Origin of the sequence: Paenibacillus sp. RC73 (assembly GCF_044908085.1) — a bacterium.
GTDB classification, from domain to species: Bacteria; Bacillota; Bacilli; order Paenibacillales; family Paenibacillaceae; genus Paenibacillus; species Paenibacillus terrae_A.
The window spans coordinates 250574-266937 of sequence record NZ_JBIYCV010000003.1; the positions used below are offsets into that span (position 1 = coordinate 250574).

At 47.9% G+C, this 16364-nt stretch carries 12 protein-coding genes; 8 read left to right on the plus strand and 4 right to left on the minus strand.

The genetic code is table 11. The features are described from left to right. The first annotated feature begins 15 nt into the window (after positions 1-15). From ABH897_RS07995 to ABH897_RS08020, 6 genes are all read left to right on the plus strand, one after another. A complete protein-coding gene (locus tag ABH897_RS07995; protein WP_404580969.1) occupies positions 16-1647 on the plus strand; it encodes a response regulator in 1632 nt (543 codons plus the stop codon). After that, positions 1644-3407 (plus strand): sensor histidine kinase, encoded by a 1764-nt coding sequence (locus tag ABH897_RS08000; protein WP_283653779.1) that lies wholly within the window; start codon positions 1644-1646, stop codon positions 3405-3407. Before ABH897_RS07995 ends, ABH897_RS08000 begins: the two co-directional genes overlap by 4 nt. Before the next feature lie 179 nt (positions 3408-3586). Beyond that, positions 3587-5254, plus strand: coding sequence for an ABC transporter substrate-binding protein (locus ABH897_RS08005; RefSeq protein ID WP_404520461.1), 1668 nt, complete (start codon positions 3587-3589; stop codon positions 5252-5254). 14 nt (positions 5255-5268) lie between these two features. Continuing rightward, positions 5269-6243 (plus strand): ABC transporter permease, encoded by a 975-nt coding sequence (locus ABH897_RS08010; protein WP_283653777.1) that lies wholly within the window; start codon positions 5269-5271, stop codon positions 6241-6243. A gap of 512 nt (positions 6244-6755) precedes the next feature. Then, positions 6756-7679: a carbohydrate ABC transporter permease gene (locus tag ABH897_RS08015; RefSeq protein WP_283653776.1), complete on the plus strand. Its 924-nt coding sequence runs from the start codon at positions 6756-6758 to the stop codon at positions 7677-7679. A 53-nt stretch (positions 7680-7732) separates the two neighbouring features. Continuing rightward, positions 7733-9880 carry an endo-1,4-beta-xylanase gene (locus ABH897_RS08020; protein ID WP_283658044.1) on the plus strand — a complete coding sequence of 716 codons (2148 nt, stop codon included), beginning with the start codon at positions 7733-7735 and terminating at the stop codon, positions 9878-9880. 117 nt (positions 9881-9997) lie between these two features. On the opposite strand, the gene hxlB is transcribed toward ABH897_RS08020, so the two are convergent. Then, positions 9998-10555 (minus strand): 6-phospho-3-hexuloisomerase, encoded by a 558-nt coding sequence (gene hxlB / locus ABH897_RS08025; protein ID WP_283653774.1) that lies wholly within the window; start codon positions 10553-10555, stop codon positions 9998-10000. Positions 10556-10560: 5 nt separating this feature from the next. Then, positions 10561-11196, minus strand: coding sequence for a 3-hexulose-6-phosphate synthase (gene hxlA / locus ABH897_RS08030; protein WP_044644275.1), 636 nt, complete (start codon positions 11194-11196; stop codon positions 10561-10563). Between the two features lie 432 nt (positions 11197-11628). Between hxlA and ABH897_RS08035 the strand changes: the two genes are divergently transcribed. Beyond that, positions 11629-12504, plus strand: coding sequence for a DNA-binding protein (locus ABH897_RS08035; protein ID WP_283653773.1), 876 nt, complete (start codon positions 11629-11631; stop codon positions 12502-12504). Between the two features lie 219 nt (positions 12505-12723). On the opposite strand, the gene ABH897_RS08040 is transcribed toward ABH897_RS08035, so the two are convergent. Further along, positions 12724-13560 carry a methyl-accepting chemotaxis protein gene (locus tag ABH897_RS08040; RefSeq protein ID WP_283653772.1) on the minus strand — a complete coding sequence of 279 codons (837 nt, stop codon included), beginning with the start codon at positions 13558-13560 and terminating at the stop codon, positions 12724-12726. Positions 13561-13758: 198 nt separating this feature from the next. Next, positions 13759-14994 (minus strand): peptidase T, encoded by a 1236-nt coding sequence (gene pepT / locus ABH897_RS08045; RefSeq protein ID WP_404520455.1) that lies wholly within the window; start codon positions 14992-14994, stop codon positions 13759-13761. A 177-nt stretch (positions 14995-15171) separates the two neighbouring features. Between pepT and ABH897_RS08050 the strand changes: the two genes are divergently transcribed. Further along, entirely contained in the window at positions 15172-16236 is a 1065-nt protein-coding gene (locus ABH897_RS08050) for a LacI family DNA-binding transcriptional regulator (protein WP_404520454.1), read from the plus strand. Positions 16237-16364: the final 128 nt, after the last annotated feature.

Below are 16364 nucleotides of genomic sequence, written 5' to 3' on the forward strand. Positions count from 1 at the left end.
AGGAGGAAGTAGGTTATGCAACTGCATCGAGCCATTGTAGTGGATGATGAAATATTCACTCGCAAAGGACTGCTTCAACTCATGGATTGGGAAGCCTGCGGCTTTGAGGTCGTTGGGGAGGCGGATAACGGTGAGGATGCACTTGAACTGATCGGCAGCGTCCATCCTGATCTGGTCATCACCGATATTCGTATGCCTGTGCTGGACGGATTGGAGCTGATCCGTTGTGTACTCGGACGGGGGGCGGATCATCCTGCGTTTATTATCTTGAGCGGCTACAGCGATTTTGCTTATGCACAGCAGGCACTTCGTTACGGGGTTCACGATTTTATGCTCAAGCCGATTGATGAGAAGGACTTTTCGGCTACATTGCGCAGGCTGAGTAAAAGGCTGCATCATGAGCAGCAGAATGCACAGCTCTATCAGAGTCGCCGTACAGGTGAGCTGTTGGAGACACTGATGATGAATGGGGAAGATGACGTCGTGGTGACGGCTTGGGAACAGCAGCTACGTCTTGGAGAAGCTGCACATATGTACTATGTGCTCGTCGAGCTGAATGATCAACATCCGTGGCGTCCCGATGGCAACGCTGTTCCGCTGTCGCTTTTCCAATTCAGAGAGCTTGTAGAGCAGGCACTTTATCGTTTGATTGACGGTAAGTATCCTCTCTATGTCCATGAGCACCGTAATCGGATTGGCATCATAGTGCCGGACTTCTTTTTGAAGTGCTTTGAATCCAGGGCAGACGCTTTTATGAAAGCGCTACAACGAGAATTGGAGGAGCTGGAGTTACTGAAAAATCAGATGGGGAACCGGGTCTTTATATACGTGGGAAGCCCTGTTCAACGATTGCAAGATATCCATCGGTCCTATGAACGTGCCAAGGAAGCGGCGCTCCATAAATACATTCATGACCGCAGCGGCATTGTCCTGTATCAGGAGGAGGGAATGCCAACGCTCCACTATAGGACGATCCATCAGGATGTACTGGATTGCTTGACGGAGCAGATAGAGGAGATACGGTTGGAGGAGCTATATTCGACCGTAGATCATCTGTTTTGCAGCTTTCGTGAGCAACATTACGCCCCGGAGGGTGTGAAAATGAACTTGCATCAATGCGTAATCAGCATCGTGCGGGTCATTCAAAATATGCAGGGCGATGAACGCTCGCTTCTGTCCTTAGAACCGATGATGGGCTGGCAGGATATGAACCTGTCGCTGGGTGAATTACAGCGGCTATTTACAGCTTTTGCCGAGGAAAGCAGTCGAATGATTGGGGTGTTGCGCAAGGAGCGTCAACAGGGAGGAATTCAGCACATCCGCACCTACATTGAGCAGCATGCGGCAGAGAATATTAACCTGAAAAGTATAGCAGCCCGCTTTTACATGAATCCGGTCTACCTGGGCCAATTGTTCAGAAAAACGTACGGGGTGTACTTTAACGAATTCCTGCTGCAATTGCGGGTTCAGGAGGCTAAACGGTTGCTTCGTCAGACCGATTTGCGCATTTATGAAATTGCCGAGCGTGTGGGCTTTGGTAGCCCGGATTATTTTGTCACCCAATTTGAGAAATTGGTGCAGGCCAAGCCAAGCGAATACCGCAGTAGCCTGAATACCCGTGTGGAGCCGCAAAGGGGCAGCGAATGAGTATGCTGCGCTCAACCCTTGACCATGTCCGCCTGCGGGATAAAATGCTGCTGCTGTATTTTTTCTGTGTATTTGCGCCAGTGGTGCTGACCAATCTGATTTTTTACCACGTCACCTCGCAAAATGTGAAGGAACAGCGTATGCAGGATATTTCCCGTGCGCTGGAGCAGATCAAAATTGAGTTTTACCGTGAGTTTGAAGATGCGATGGAGATCTCGTCTATCTTTTATACCGATCATCAGCTAAACGAACTATTGGAGCAAACATACCCCCATCCTGCTGAATATATTGCCGCCTATGATTCTTATTTACGTCGTATGTTAAACAATACTTACAGTCCTGTATACCATTCTGTGGGTGGAATGACGATCTACACAGATAATCCGACTCTACTGGATTCCGGGGGAATCAGCTTTATAGATGAGCGGGTTAAAAGCTTGTCCTGGTATGCCAAAATCCCGCCCGGACGGCAGTCCAAGCCTATATTTGTACGTACTGACGACGGTACGGGCGAACAACTGCACCCCTTTAGCCTGATTCGGCGGATGAACTATTTTTATTCCCAAAATGGCCGCGAGAAAATACTGAAAATAGAGCTGCGAATGTCGTCCATTCAAGAGATTTTCCATAATCTGAATTTGCGGGGCAGTCTCTTTCTGCTCAACGAACGGGGGGAAATCGAATATACGACCGATTCCAGGATTGATATCAATCATAAGGTCGTGGCCTATAGCACCCTCCAGCAGTCCAAGGACACTATAGAGTTCAAGACAAATTATGTGCTGACGAGTAATCTCAATGGCTGGAGCATTGTGACTGCGGTGTCGGGCGATGAAGTGCTGTATGAAATGGAGAAATCCCGCAATTTTGTGCTGCTGTTAACCTGCATGAATATGCTGCTGCCTACCTTGATCATCATCTGGATTACACGTTCGCTGAACGTGCGCATTCATCGTATTCTGAAGCATATGAAAAAGGTGAAAAATCAGCATTTTGAACTGATCCCCGGTACAGAATCGCGAGATGAAATTGGGCAGTTAACAGGTGAATTTAATCGGATGACACTGAAAATAAAGCGACTGATTAACGATGTCTATGTGGCGGATATTCAGCGAAAAAATTTGGAGATTCTACGCAGGCATGCCCAGTTGAATGCACTTCACAGCCAGATTAACCCTCATTTTCTGTTCAATGCGCTGGAGACGATACGTATGCGAAGCCTGATGAAGCATGAAGACGAGACAGCCCGCATTATCCATAACATGGCACGAATTTTCCGCAATTCGTTGGTGTGGAACAAGGACAGGGTCACGCTGCGGGAGGAACTGGAACTCATTCGTTGTTTTTTGGAAATCCAGCAATATCGATTTGGGGATCGGATACAGTACGAAGTGCAGGCGAGCCCCGAGGACCTGGACTATCTGCTTCCCAAAATGGTTGTGCTTACGCTGGTTGAAAATGCAAGCATTCATGGCATTGAGCCGCTGAAGCATGGGGGGCGCATCGAGATTCATTTTGAGCACAGGGAGGAGCGGCTGATGCTAACGGTACGAGATGATGGAGTTGGCATGTCTGTGGAACAGGTACAACGGCTGTACGGTTACATGCACAGACAGGAGGAAATGGGCGAGCGTATCGGTCTGCAGAATGTCATCTATCGTCTGAAGCTTTACTACGGAAGCCGCTTTGAGCTTGATATTTGCAGCGCACCCGGCGAGGGGACAGAGATTCGTATTTTGATTCCGGCAGATGTGAAATGAGGCCTGCTTCCTTTAGTTTCCTAAGTAACACCTTTAGATTGGTGGGTGAACGAAATTCACGGCATTTTATAAAATGAAAGTGCTTACAATTTAGAGTGTGCGGAATTTCCAGTGCTTGAGGTATGTCCGTACAATGTTCACACACAACCGACAAAAGAGGCTGAAAGGGGAAGTCTGACATGACAAGCAAAAGGTTCGGGATCATCAGTCTAGTTATGGTCATGATGGCATCTATGATCGCTGCCTGCTCAGGAAGCTCGGGCAAGGAGCCTGCGCCGGGAGATAGCAAGGAAAAGGTGACCTTTACGTATTTTAACGCTAACTCGGGCAAGGACATGAACACGAATGAGACGCGGATCGGCAAAATATTGGAGGATCAGACGGGGGTAAACTGGAAGCTGGAGCATTTGGTGGGGGATGCCAACACGAAGATCGGTACGTTCATTGCCAGTAATGATTACCCGGACGCACTTGTACCTGAGGGCACGATTGATAAGCTGCTGGATGCCGGAGCTTTCATTCCCCTCAATGACCTGATTGACAGATATGGACCGAATATCAAGCGCGTATACGGACCTTATTACAACCTGATGAAGGCGGAGGACGGGAACATTTATTTTTTGCCGCTCAGTGCGGTGATAGGCGATTATTTGCCCGCGCCCAATATTGAGCAGGGAGCTTTTTGGGTGCAACGCAGGGTGTTGAAAGAAGCGGGATATCCAAAAATTAAAACGTTCGACGAATATGTGGTTCTGATTCGCAACTATGCGAAAAAGCATGCAGGCGAAGGATTGACCGGATACTTGGCGTTAACAACGCAGGATAAATTTTTTGCTTTTACGAACGCGCCGATGCATCTGGCAGGCTATCCAAACGATGGCGGCACGATTATTGATATGCAATCGCACCAGGCCACGGATTACGGAGATGAGGACATCACTAAACGGTATCTGAAAGAGCTGAATCAGCTCAACACAGAGAGCCTGTTCGATAAATCGTCCTTTGTGGACAATTACGATCAATATTTGGCGAAGCTGACTTCGGGCAAGGTGCTTGGCTTCTTCGATTATCGCTGGCAGGCGGGGCAGGCGTTGAGTAATCTTCAGGAAGCTTCCAAGCAATCAGGTAATGACGATCTGGAATATGTGGCTTTGCCCGTTGTGTACGATCAAAATATTAAGGATCAGTATCTTGATCCTCCATCATTCATTAATAACCGGGGCATTGGAATTACGGTTAGCGCCAAGGACCCGGTGCGTATGATCCAATTTTTTGACAACCTGCTGACAGATGAAAATCAGGTGTTATCCAACTGGGGAATCAAGGGCGAGACCTATGAGGTAGATGAAAAGGGACGCTTTTATCGTACTGAGAAGCAGATTACTGAGACTGGTAAGGATGCGTTCCGCGAGACATTCGGGTTCAAATATTTTGAATACAATTGGCCGCGATATGGCAACGGTTCTTCCCTGCCTGATGGTAACTCGGTTGGCCCGGGGCGGCAGCCTGAGGTTGCGCGTATGTCCTACACGGAGGGAGATAAAAAGCTGCTAAAAGCCTATGGTGTAGAGTCCTTCTCGCAAATGTTTTCTGCCCCAGACAAGCGCCCATGGTATCCGGCTTGGAGTATCCCGATTGCCCAAGGCTCACCTGCGCAGCTCTTCCAGCAAAAGAAGGGCGACCTGCAACGCAAATATTTCCCACGTTTAGTGCTGTCTGCACCGGGGCAGTTTGAGGCGATTTGGAATGAGTACACTACTGAATTCATCAAGCTGGATGTGAAGGAGTATGAGGAGCTGATTACGAAGGAGGTTGCCAAAAAAATCGAAACTGCTGGTAAAAAATAAAGGAGGAAGCAGCTATGGGCAACACGGCACCTGTCACGACCTCACAGAGCCATTTGCCGCCCTCACGGCGAACTGGCTTTAGCGGATTTATGCACAAGCTGAACCAGCAGCGGGCACTGGTATGGATGTCCATCCCTTTTTTAATCTGGTTGTTTATTTTCAAATATTTGCCTATCTGGGGCTGGACGATTGCTTTTCAGGATTTTAAGCCTGCCCGTAAGCTGCTCGATCAGCAGTGGGTTGGGTTGAAGCATTTCCGTTTTCTGTTTCAGGATGAACACTTTCTGCGGGTGATGCGCAATACGCTGGCGATGAGCTTCATTAATCTGGTGCTGGGCTTTGTAACTGCTATAATATTGGCAATTTTGCTGAATGAGCTTCGTCAGATCGTATTCAAGCGAGTGGTGCAGACGGTCAGCTACTTGCCGCATTTTATTTCGTGGGTCGTCGCGGCGAGCATTATCAGTACGGCGCTGTCTGCGGATGGCGGCATTGTCAATGAGGTGCTGATGTGGCTGGGGCTGATCAAGGAGCCTATCCTGTGGCTGGGCGAGGGAAGCTATTTCTGGGGCATTCTCGGTGCATCGGAAGTATGGAAAAATGTCGGCTGGAACACCATCATTTATTTGGCCGCGATGACGATGATTGATCCGTCACAGTATGAGGCGGCTGAGATGGACGGAGCCGGGCGTTTTCAGCGGATTTGGCATGTGACCTTGCCAGGATTAAAGCCTGTGTTCATCATCCTGCTCATTATGAACATCGGCAACCTGCTGGAATCGGGCTTTGAGCCGCAATATTTATTGGGTAACGGCATGAACGTGGATTACTCGGAAAATCTGGATATTTTTGTACTGAAATATGGTATTCAGATGGGTAACTTCTCGCTTTCGATTGCTGCCGGGATGTTTAAAACAGTAGTCAGCTTTATTTTACTATTTAGCGCCAATCATATTGCGAAGCGGTTAGGGGAGGAGAGGTTGTTCTGAGAAAAGAGTGAGTTATGGGGAGGGTGTATCGTCGCTTCGCGTGCAGATTGTTCTTCCGACCGCTGCCGCTTCTTCAGAACAATTCTGCCCGCTCCGCTGCTACCCGCCATAAAGTCACTTTTTTTAAGAACTGAGAGTGGTAGCAGGGGAGAACTTGAGGGAAGGCGCGTGCTCGCGCTCCCTTGGGTAACTGCGTCATGATGGATGGCTCAGCTTCGCTATCGCTTGTTTTTAGGACTGAGCTAGTGGTGGTGATAACAGAAGGTGCGTGTTCATGCATATTACAGGTGCAGGTCAGTGGATTTTTAACAGGCCGCTTCGCGGACCTTACCAAGGCCTTATGGACGAACTGAATTACAACTTCTAATAGAGATAATAATCCCCAATAATCCACTCAAATTGCCACACATCTAACTACTCATATAACCGTTCCAAATAACAGTACCAACAGCTCCAATAACAATTAATCGAACTAGAGTGCTTAAGCTATTTTTTAGAAAGGAGAGGGAGTTATGGGCAAAGGAAAAGCGTTGCATGGGCGGTTTCGGGCGCCATCGGATCGGATGTTTGATGCGTGCAATATTGTATTTATGCTATGTCTGATGGTGTTCACGCTGTATCCATTTTTGAATACGCTGGCGGTTTCGCTGAATGAAGCGAATGATTCGATTCGGGGTGGTATTTATTTGTGGCCGCGTGAATTTACGTGGAGTAATTACGAATTTATATTCAAGGAAGCGACGATTTTTCATGCCACGTTAATTTCTGTGCTGCGTACGGTGACGGGTACGGTGACCTCGGTGTTTTGTTGTGCGATGGTGGCGTATACGATCAGTCGGCCGGAGTATGTGCTGCGCAAATTTGTCTCGATTGCTTTTATTTTGACGATGTATTTTAACGGTGGATTGATTCCAAACTTTCTCCTGATTCGTGAGCTGGGGATGCTTGGAAGCTTCTGGGTGTATATCGTGCCTGGGCTGATCGGGGTGTTCAATGTGATTGTGATTCGCTCCTTTATTGAAGGCTTACCGGAAGGGATTTTGGAGTCGGCGCGTATAGATGGGGCGGGCGAATTTGCGACTTTTATGCGTATCGTTTTGCCGCTGTGTGTCCCGGTGCTGGCAACGGTGTCGCTGTTCACGGCGGTGGCGCAATGGAACTCCTGGTTCGATGTATTTTTGTACAATTCGTCGTATGAGCAGTGGAGCACCCTCCAGTATGAGCTGATGAAAATATTGCAAAATTCCAACACGTCCGTGAACGCTCAGGATTATGCCAGCCAATTCGCAGGCTCGGAAAATCTGGCGAAGTCGGTCACTCCTACTTCCATTCGTGCCACGATGACGATTGTGGCGTCTGTGCCTATTATTTTAGTTTACCCTTTTTTGCAAAAATATTTTGTGAAGGGTATGACTTTGGGTGGTGTCAAGGGATAAGCAAGGACCGGAAATGTGTGAAACTCACTTTCTTATATTTTGAAAATATGGGCATGGGAGGGATTGTGTTGAGGTCATTTTTGTACAAATCTTTTGGTCTGGTGCTGGTCGGGGTGCTGTTATTGCCAGTGGGGTGGTGGGGCCCGTCTGTAGCGGAGGCGACCCCAACTGTGGAACATTCCCCGCCAGTTGCGGATACGGTTCTGCCGACTGGAAGTGTGAATAAGACCATCGGGACGTATGGATTTGAGCAAGGCAACGGTGAGGGCTGGAAGCCTCGAGGGACTTATACCCAAATCGCATCCGTCTCAGAAGCTGCATATGGCAGCGTACACAGCCTGAAGGTAACCGCTCGCACGGAGGTTTGGAACGGTGCGGAGTTGGCTGTGAAGTCGCTGTTGCAGCCGGGTGTGGAATATGAGATTAGCGGCTATGTGAAGCTGGACGGCAATTCTACGACGCCGAGCTTGATTAAGTTTACGATGGAGCAGCAGCCGACAGGCGGGGCTACGACATGGAAAACGATTGCGCAGAAGGAGACGATGGATACATCGTGGGTCAAACTTCAAGGAACATATACGTTCACCGGGGGGATGGATGCATTGAAGCTGTATGTGGAAAGCTCGAATCCCGCGCAGGCCTATTATCTGGATGAGGTGGAAATCAGGCAGGTATCAGAAACGCCAACGGAGCCGACAAGTGGTATCGTATCCGGTTTCGAAGATGGTACGGCTCAAGGCTGGGTATCCCGTATGGGTACCGAGACGGTGCAGGTGTCGAATGTCGATGCACGAACCGGATCGTACAGTCTGTTGACGACAGGCAGACAACAAACATATGCCGGGCCAAAGCTGGACGTGACTGCTACGGTGCAAAAAGGCAGCCGTTACATGGTCAGCGCTTGGGTAAAGCTGGCACCGAGCGAGCAGCAGCCTGCCAAGGTGCGGCTCAGCGTGCAGCGCGATCATCAAGGTGAAAGTACGTATGAAACTGTGGTAGGCAACACGGCTATCACAACTGGGGGATGGACGCATTTGTCCGGAACGTATACTCTCGCGCATGAGGCAGATACCGTCTCTATGTATTTTGAAACGGCAGAAGGTAAGGCTTCCTTTTACATGGATGATTTCGAGCTGTCGCTTGTGCCGCCGCTGGCTATTGAGAAGGACATTCCCTCTTTGCATGGATTGTATCAGGGACAGTTCAGCCTCGGTACGGCTATTGAAGCTTTCCAGACAGAAGGGGCTTACGGGGAACTGGTGCAGAAGCATTTTAACAGCGTCGCCGCCGGAAATGCGATGAAGCCGATCTCCTTGCAGCCGTCCGAAGGACAGTTCCATTGGGAAGAAGCAGACCGGATTGTGCAATTTGCACAGCAGCATGGGATTGCTATCCGTTTCCATACACTGGTGTGGCATAACCAGACCGGGGACTGGATGTTTAAGGATAAGAATGGACAGCCGATGACACCGACCGCGGAAAATAAAAAGCTTTTGCTGGATCGGCTGGAGACGCATATTCGTGCTGTTGCAGCCCGTTATAAAAATGCAATCACCGACTGGGATGTGGTGAATGAAGTCATTGATCCCGACCAGCCGGACGGTATGCGCCGCAGCAAGTGGTATCAGATTACCGGCACGGATTATATTGACAAAGCATTCCGTGTCACGAGGGAAGCGGCAGGTCCGAACGCCCGACTGTTCATTAACGATTACAACACGCATGAACCGAAGAAACGGGATTTTCTATACAATTTAGTGCGTGATTTGCTCGCTAAAGGTGTACCGATCGATGGCGTAGGTCACCAATCACATATCCGACTGGAGTTTCCTGCTGTTGGCGAGATTGAGCAGTCCATTGAAAAGTTTGCTTCGCTCGGCCTGGATAATCAGATTACGGAGCTGGATATGGGCCTGTATTCTAATGATACAGATCGCTACGAAACGATACCTGAAGCCATGCTGATCCGGCAGGCTTACCGCTATCGGGCGTTGTTCGATATGTTTTCAAGGCAGCAGGAGCATATCAGTAATGTGACGATTTGGGGTACGGATGATGGAAATACGTGGCTCAGTATGTTCCCGATTGCCCGGCTGGATAAGCCGCTGCTGTTCGACGAACGGTTAAAGGCCAAATATGCCTATTGGGCGCTTGTTGACCCGTCCAAAGTACCACCCTTGCCTGCGGGGAGAAACGAATAGCAGCATAGTAAAGCGATGGACCTTCCGACTTTATAGCGCAGAAAAACAGGCCGTCTTCGTATGTTCATGTGACATGTAAAAGACGGCCTGCCTGGTTATCGTAAAAGTATAGCGACTCTACTCCAGATTGGCGTGTTGACCAAACATAGATTCAGAAGTCAGCTTGCGTAGCTCCATCGTTTTGAGCACCAATGCATCGCCATACAGCAGCAAGGTTTGCTCAAATAGTGAACCCATGGGCTGAATGGTTTGGTAATCCTTGTTGGATGGGTCCTTGGGTGCGCCTGGAAGCTTGACGATAATATCAGCCAGCTTGCCAATGGTCGATCCAGGGGAAGTGGTCAGAAGTGCCAGAGAAGCCCCCAGCTTTTTCGCCTTTTCTGCCATCGAGGTCAGACTTTTGGTTTCACCAGAGCCTGAACCGATAATCAGCAAGTCGCCTTCGCCCAAGCCGGGAGTTACCGTTTCCCCGACCACATAAGCCTGAACACCCATATGCATCAGCCGCATCGCCAGCGAACGGATCATGAACCCGGAACGGCCTGCGCCTGCGACAAACACCTTATTCGCTGAGGCAATGGACTGGATCAGTTGCTCTGATTCCTCATCACTGACTAGCTGTGGAACCCATTGCAGCTCCTTGAGCACCTCGGATAAATATTGAGAGGTTTCCATTGGAATTAACCTTGTTTAATGAGCTGCTGCATTTGGGAAGCAACGGCTTTTTTGTCGTCCTCGCCAGTGATCCCGCCGCCCACAATAACCAGATCCGGTTGAGCCTTAACTACCTCAGCCAGTGTGCTCAGCTTAATGCCGCCAGCAACCGCTGTTTTGGAGTTTTTCACGACTTTTTTAACCGTTTGCAGTGCTTCGAACGGGCTTTGTCCTTCAGCTTGCAGATCGTAGCCTGTATGCACGCAGATGTAGTCTACGCCGAGAGCGTCGATTTCTTTCGCGCGTTGCTCCAGGTTTTTAACACCGATCATGTCCACCAGGATTTTTTTGCCGCCTTGTTTTTTCGCTTCTTCTACCGCACCTTTGATCGTTGCATCTTCAGCTACAGCCAGAATCGTAACGATATCTGCGCCAGCTTCGGAAGCTTTCATCACTTCGTAACCGCCTGCATCCATAACTTTCAGGTCAGCCAGCACTTTCAGATTCGGGAATGCTTCTTTCATTGCTTTTACCGCATGAAGTCCTTCATTAATGACAATCGGCGTACCGATTTCTACGATATCAATATACGATTCTACTTCTTTTACCAATGCAATGCCTTGCGGGATATCTACTAAGTCTAAAGCCAATTGAAGTTCCATGTTATTAACTTCACTCCTTTAGTGAATTTGTATTGGATGAACAGGTACATGCTCTGTTGAGTGCTGTGAATACTTTGGTTTCATGCACAGGTTTGATTGTAAGCCCCCGGTATCCGATTGAAAAGTACGCACTATTTCGTAACGTAGTTACCCTGACGATACTATGACTTCTTTTTGACCTCCTTTGGAGGGCCTGATTCACATCTTTGTTATGGATTATTTCTATAGCAGGATTCATTTATTCATCGGCTATAAACCATACATGACTATGTTAGGTTGCAAAAGAAACTGCATATCTATGATTGAATTGACTTCAAGTTAGCTTTTGTCTATATTTGTAATATACTGGTATGCTAGAGGAATGACAACGCGGATGCTCCTGATGAGAATACATGGGTAAACGTCATTTTCAGGATAGGGAGGCGGGTTTTAGTGGAAGAGGTCCTGAATCAAAGGGAAGCTATTTATTTGTTGTCGGACAGCCACGAACTCGACAAGGCTTGTGAGTTGTTTAGAATCAGCTACACACATAACGATTGGGATGAAGCGAACAAGGTTGCAGACTATCTGCATGCTTTGGCTGAAAGCCTGTATCACATCCAACTGAGAAATGCTGCGGACGGCAAGCACGAGATATTGAATACCAAACATCCATTGGTATTTTATTATGCATACAGTTATTTGGCTAAATCTATTTATTTTCAGAATAAGGGTAAGTATCAAGAAGCCAGAGAATATATTATGAAGTACGGCGAAATGGGTTGGTTTATGGGGCTGGATGAGAGCGGCCATGAAGAAGTGGAAAGATTTCGTTTTCTCGCCAAGGCCAACCTGTACACGATTGAATTGCTTTCGGGAAAACGGGAGCTTCTGCCCGAATATGTTCAATTTCTTCACGCCAATGATGAGGAACTGCTTCCAGGATTGGTCGGTATTGCCGAAGCAGCTAATTTGAATAATTGGAATATTGACGATCTGCTGAATGACTTTGCCCATGATATTGAGATATTTGAAGGTTATGAAGATAGAGGAAACCGCGTATATTATTTAAAGCTGGTTAACCAATTAGCCATTTATTATTTCAAACAGGAGCAGTACACGGTTGCGTTAAATTATGTCCTTGCTTCTCTGCAATTCTCTGTTAGTGTAGAAGCAGATGCCGATTTCAGGACACTGGTCGCTCTGTTTGAGGCTTATCGAGATTTGGCAACATCGTCACAGCAAGAGCAATATCAAACCATTTTATTAAGGGGGCTTCATAATGAAAAAGGCTTTAATCTCGGTAACTATGGTCTTGGTGTTTCTTAGTATTGTGATTCCGGCGGGAACTGTACTGGGTGAGCTAGACCCCGTGAATCCTGCCAATCATGGGGTGTTCTCTGTTACTGTTTAAACTTGATTGGATTGATAAGTCCCGGCAGGGATTTTGTAAATAAAGGGAGCGTACTTTAACGCATGTGAAATGATGCGATAAGTGGCTCCCTTTTTCATGTCAGGATTTTGCAAACTCCTCATGTGTAAACTATGTTATTTTACGATATAGGAAGTCAAGTTCTTCGCCAGATGCTGCATCGTTTCACTCGCTTGTTGCATACGCTCCATTATTTCGGTAAAAGAGTTTACGAGCGTCGCTTGCTCCTGCGAAGAAGCAACAATTTGCTCAATTTCCTCTTCCATCTGACGAACGGAGTTTTGTACATCCTTGAGAGCCGCTTCAATGTCAACTGTCGCTTTTTTGGATTCTACCGAGAGCTTACGCACTTCTTGAGCGACGATACCAAAGCCTGCTCCTGCTTCTCCGACACGTGCCGCTTCAATGGCAGCATTTAATCCAAGCAGGTTGGTTTGGTCGGAGATTTCTTTGATGAATACAGCGACCTGATTGATTTTACCCGAGTTTTGTACGGCAATTTGGGTATTCTTCAAAATCTGCTCACTGGTAGCCTGTAGCTCCTCGGAATGCGCTGCTACATGCTGCACCATGTCAATGAGATGCTCGGTGATGGAAAGGTTCTCAGTGACGATTTGATCCAACTGATTCTTGTTAGTCAAATTATAGGAAGCAGCAAATGCTGCAACGACCTCGCCATTTTCGTCAAACACAGGAATACTGACCATATCAAGAGGATACCCCAGCAGTTCAGCAGGAACGTGGGTCAGGCTGGGCTCACGCCCATTTTTAAGCATGGAAAAATTTTGGTAGCCCTTGAGCAGCTCTGAGCCGACTTCAAAGCCGAGCTCCATCCCCTCCGACTCGCTATAAGCCAGTACATGAGTACGGTCAAAGAGGCAAAGGGTTACCTTCTCACGCATAATCTGTTGTATGTAGGAAATGGATGCAATTAATGCATCTACTGTATTCAAATAGATTACCTACCTTTCTTTACTAAATATATTTTTTATAGTTATATATTTATTATCGGTCTTTAGAATGATAAAAGTAATAAAAGTACTGAAAATTTTAACGAGTATGAGAGTTTCAGAAAAAAGGCACACCGTTTCCAGCAAGGAAATGATGTGCCCTTTCGTTTTATGATGATGCAAAAGCTTCTTGTAATCGGTTCACTCGCCGCGCTGTTCGAATAATTGTACGATTTCGACAATGACCTTGGTTGCAAGCACCATGTTGTCCACAGAGACATACTCGAATTTGCCGTGGTAGTTCTCCCCACCTGTAAAAATATTCGGTGTAGGCAGTCCCATATAGGACAGCTGTGAACCATCTGTACCGCCGCGAATCGGCTTGATGATCGGATCAATGCCCAGCTTTGTCATCGCTTCATGGGCAACATCCACGATGTGCTTGACGGGCTCGATTTTCTCCTTCATGTTGTAATACTGATCTCTCAGCTCCAGAACGATACGGTTTTCTCCATATGCGGCTTGCAGCTCTTTCACCACGTTCGTTAAGTAAGCCTTCCGGTTTTCAAAGCTTTCACGATCAAAATCACGGATGATATAGTACAGTTTGGCTTGTTCTACCGTACCCTCAAATTCCAGCAAATGATAAAAGCCATCGTATCCGTCCGTGTATTCCGGAGCTTCATTCGCCGGCAATCGTCCGTTCAGCTCCATGGCAATTTTGACGGCGTTAATCATTTTGTTTTTGGCTGTACCAGGATGGACATTAACGCCATGAATAGTAATATGGGCGGCTGCGGCGTTGAAGCTTTCATATTCCAGTTCTCCAAGCGGTCCACCATCCACTGTATACGCATATTCAGCACCAAAAGCAGCTACATCAAACCGTTCCGGTCCTCTTCCAATCTCCTCGTCCGGTGTAAATGCGACGCGAATCTTGCCGTGCTGGATCTTCGGGTGATCCAGCAGATAATGTATGGCTGTCATAATTTCTGCGATCCCGGCTTTGTTATCTGCACCAAGCAATGTGGTACCGTCCGTTGTGATCAGGGTGTGACCTTTATATTGAGGCAGCTCGGGAAACTCGCGCGGAGAGAGTGTCACACCCAGCGACGTATTCAGCGTAATGTCGCCCCCATCATAGTTTTCAATCAATTGAGGCTTTACCCCTGCGCCAGTCATTTCGGTAGCGGTATCGAGATGGGCCAAAAAGCCGATAACCGGAACTTCTTTATCCGTATTGGAAGGAAGGGTTGCCATGACATAACCGTTGTCGTCCATAGTTATGTCCGCCATACCAATGGCTTTCAGTTCGTTGACCAGCAGGTTGCCCAGTGTGAGCTGTCCGGGCGTGGTTGGGCAAGTATTGCTGCTTTCATCGGCTTGGGTATCTACCTGAACATAAGTGGTCAGGCGTTCAATCAGTTCCTGTTTCATACGTATATCCTCCTTGGTGTCATTTCTGATATGAACCATATTTTATCATGATTGGACTTGTTATATGAAAAATTTGGCTTAACCTTCTAAAACGACAGCTTGTGTTGTACAGAGACGACGAGTAAGATAACAGTAAAAGAACGTAAAAATGGAGTAAAACCATCAAAGGAGTATGCAATGCCTACGTTAAAAGATATTGCTCAGGAGGCGGAAGTTTCCATATCAACAGTCTCTCGGGTATTGAATTATGATGAAACATTGTCAGTGTCAGAGGAAACGCGGCGTAAAATTTTTGAAGTTGCCGAACGGATGAAATATACGACTGTTAAACGTAAAAATGGCGGTATCGGGCGTCAGCCTCGTAAAAAGGCCGAGGGGCCGATCCGGCTCGGTATGGTTCATTGGTTTAGCGCGTATCAGGAACTGGAGGACCCGTATTATCTGTCCATCCGATTCGGCGTGGAAAAGGAATGCCGCCAGAGCGGAGCGCAATTGGAGCGCATTTTTCGGCGGGAAGACCTGTCCGCACTAAAGACACTGTCCGAAGAGCTGCACGGGCTGATCGTTCTCGGGCACTTTAGCAGCAAGGAAGTGGAGCGTATGCTGGAGCTTCCTGTTCCTTGTGTTTTTCTGGATCACCCGGTAGAGCGTACGGGGGCGGACTATGTCGTCATTGACCTCGCTCGTGCTGCGGCGGACGCGCTGGATTATTTGATGGACGCGGGCCATCGCCACATCGGTTATGTGGGCATGGGTAAGGATGAGCAGGCCCATGATTCCGATCAGGCGGAGATGGATGCCCGCTATGAGACCTTTTTGCGGTATAAAGGGCAGCATGGGCTATGCACGTCGAACGACGTTCATGTGTGCGGCGGAACGGCGGCAGACGGCTTTCGTGCGATGGAAGCGGCCATTCTGGCGGGGCCAGGGAACCTGCCTACAGCCTTCTTTGTTGCGAGCGATTCGGTGGCGATTGGCGTATTAAAGGCGCTGGAGCAGCACCAAATTGCTGTCCCTGAACGTATTTCAATCGTCGGCTTCAATGATATTCCGACAGCGGAATATTTGACACCGTCGCTGACGACGGTCAAGACGTATACCGAATTGATGGGAGAAACGGGCGTTCAGCTCTTGCTGCATACGGTGCGCAACGGTCCAAATGAGGTCGGTCGCAAGGTCACCATTCCGACCGAGCTGATGATTCGTAACAGCAGTGCGTCGCCGTTTACGGCTTCGATATAGAAATGTGCTCCATTGTGTATTTCATGATCTTCACAGCTCCGGATGCCGGGGCTGTTTTTTTGTATGGACAGATGAAAAAAACGGAATTGACAAATACTTTGTAAATGCTTACATTAAAAATATATTTA

Bases quoted from the DNA above. Each gene is read 5' to 3' on its own strand.
- ABH897_RS07995 (WP_404580969.1), top strand. From the start codon at position 16: ATGCAACTGCATCGAGCCATTGTAGTGGATGATGAAATATTCACTCGC.
- ABH897_RS08000 (WP_283653779.1), top strand. From the start codon at position 1,644: ATGAGTATGCTGCGCTCAACCCTTGACCATGTCCGCCTGCGGGATAAA.
- ABH897_RS08005 (WP_404520461.1), top strand. From the start codon at position 3,587: ATGACAAGCAAAAGGTTCGGGATCATCAGTCTAGTTATGGTCATGATG.
- ABH897_RS08010 (WP_283653777.1), top strand. From the start codon at position 5,269: ATGGGCAACACGGCACCTGTCACGACCTCACAGAGCCATTTGCCGCCC.
- ABH897_RS08015 (WP_283653776.1), top strand. From the start codon at position 6,756: ATGGGCAAAGGAAAAGCGTTGCATGGGCGGTTTCGGGCGCCATCGGAT.
- ABH897_RS08020 (WP_283658044.1), top strand. From the start codon at position 7,733: ATGGGAGGGATTGTGTTGAGGTCATTTTTGTACAAATCTTTTGGTCTG.
- hxlB (WP_283653774.1), bottom strand. From the start codon at position 10,555: ATGGAAACCTCTCAATATTTATCCGAGGTGCTCAAGGAGCTGCAATGG.
- hxlA (WP_044644275.1), bottom strand. From the start codon at position 11,196: ATGGAACTTCAATTGGCTTTAGACTTAGTAGATATCCCGCAAGGCATT.
- pepT (WP_404520455.1), bottom strand. From the start codon at position 14,994: ATGAAACAGGAACTGATTGAACGCCTGACCACTTATGTTCAGGTAGAT.
- ABH897_RS08050 (WP_404520454.1), top strand. From the start codon at position 15,172: ATGCCTACGTTAAAAGATATTGCTCAGGAGGCGGAAGTTTCCATATCA.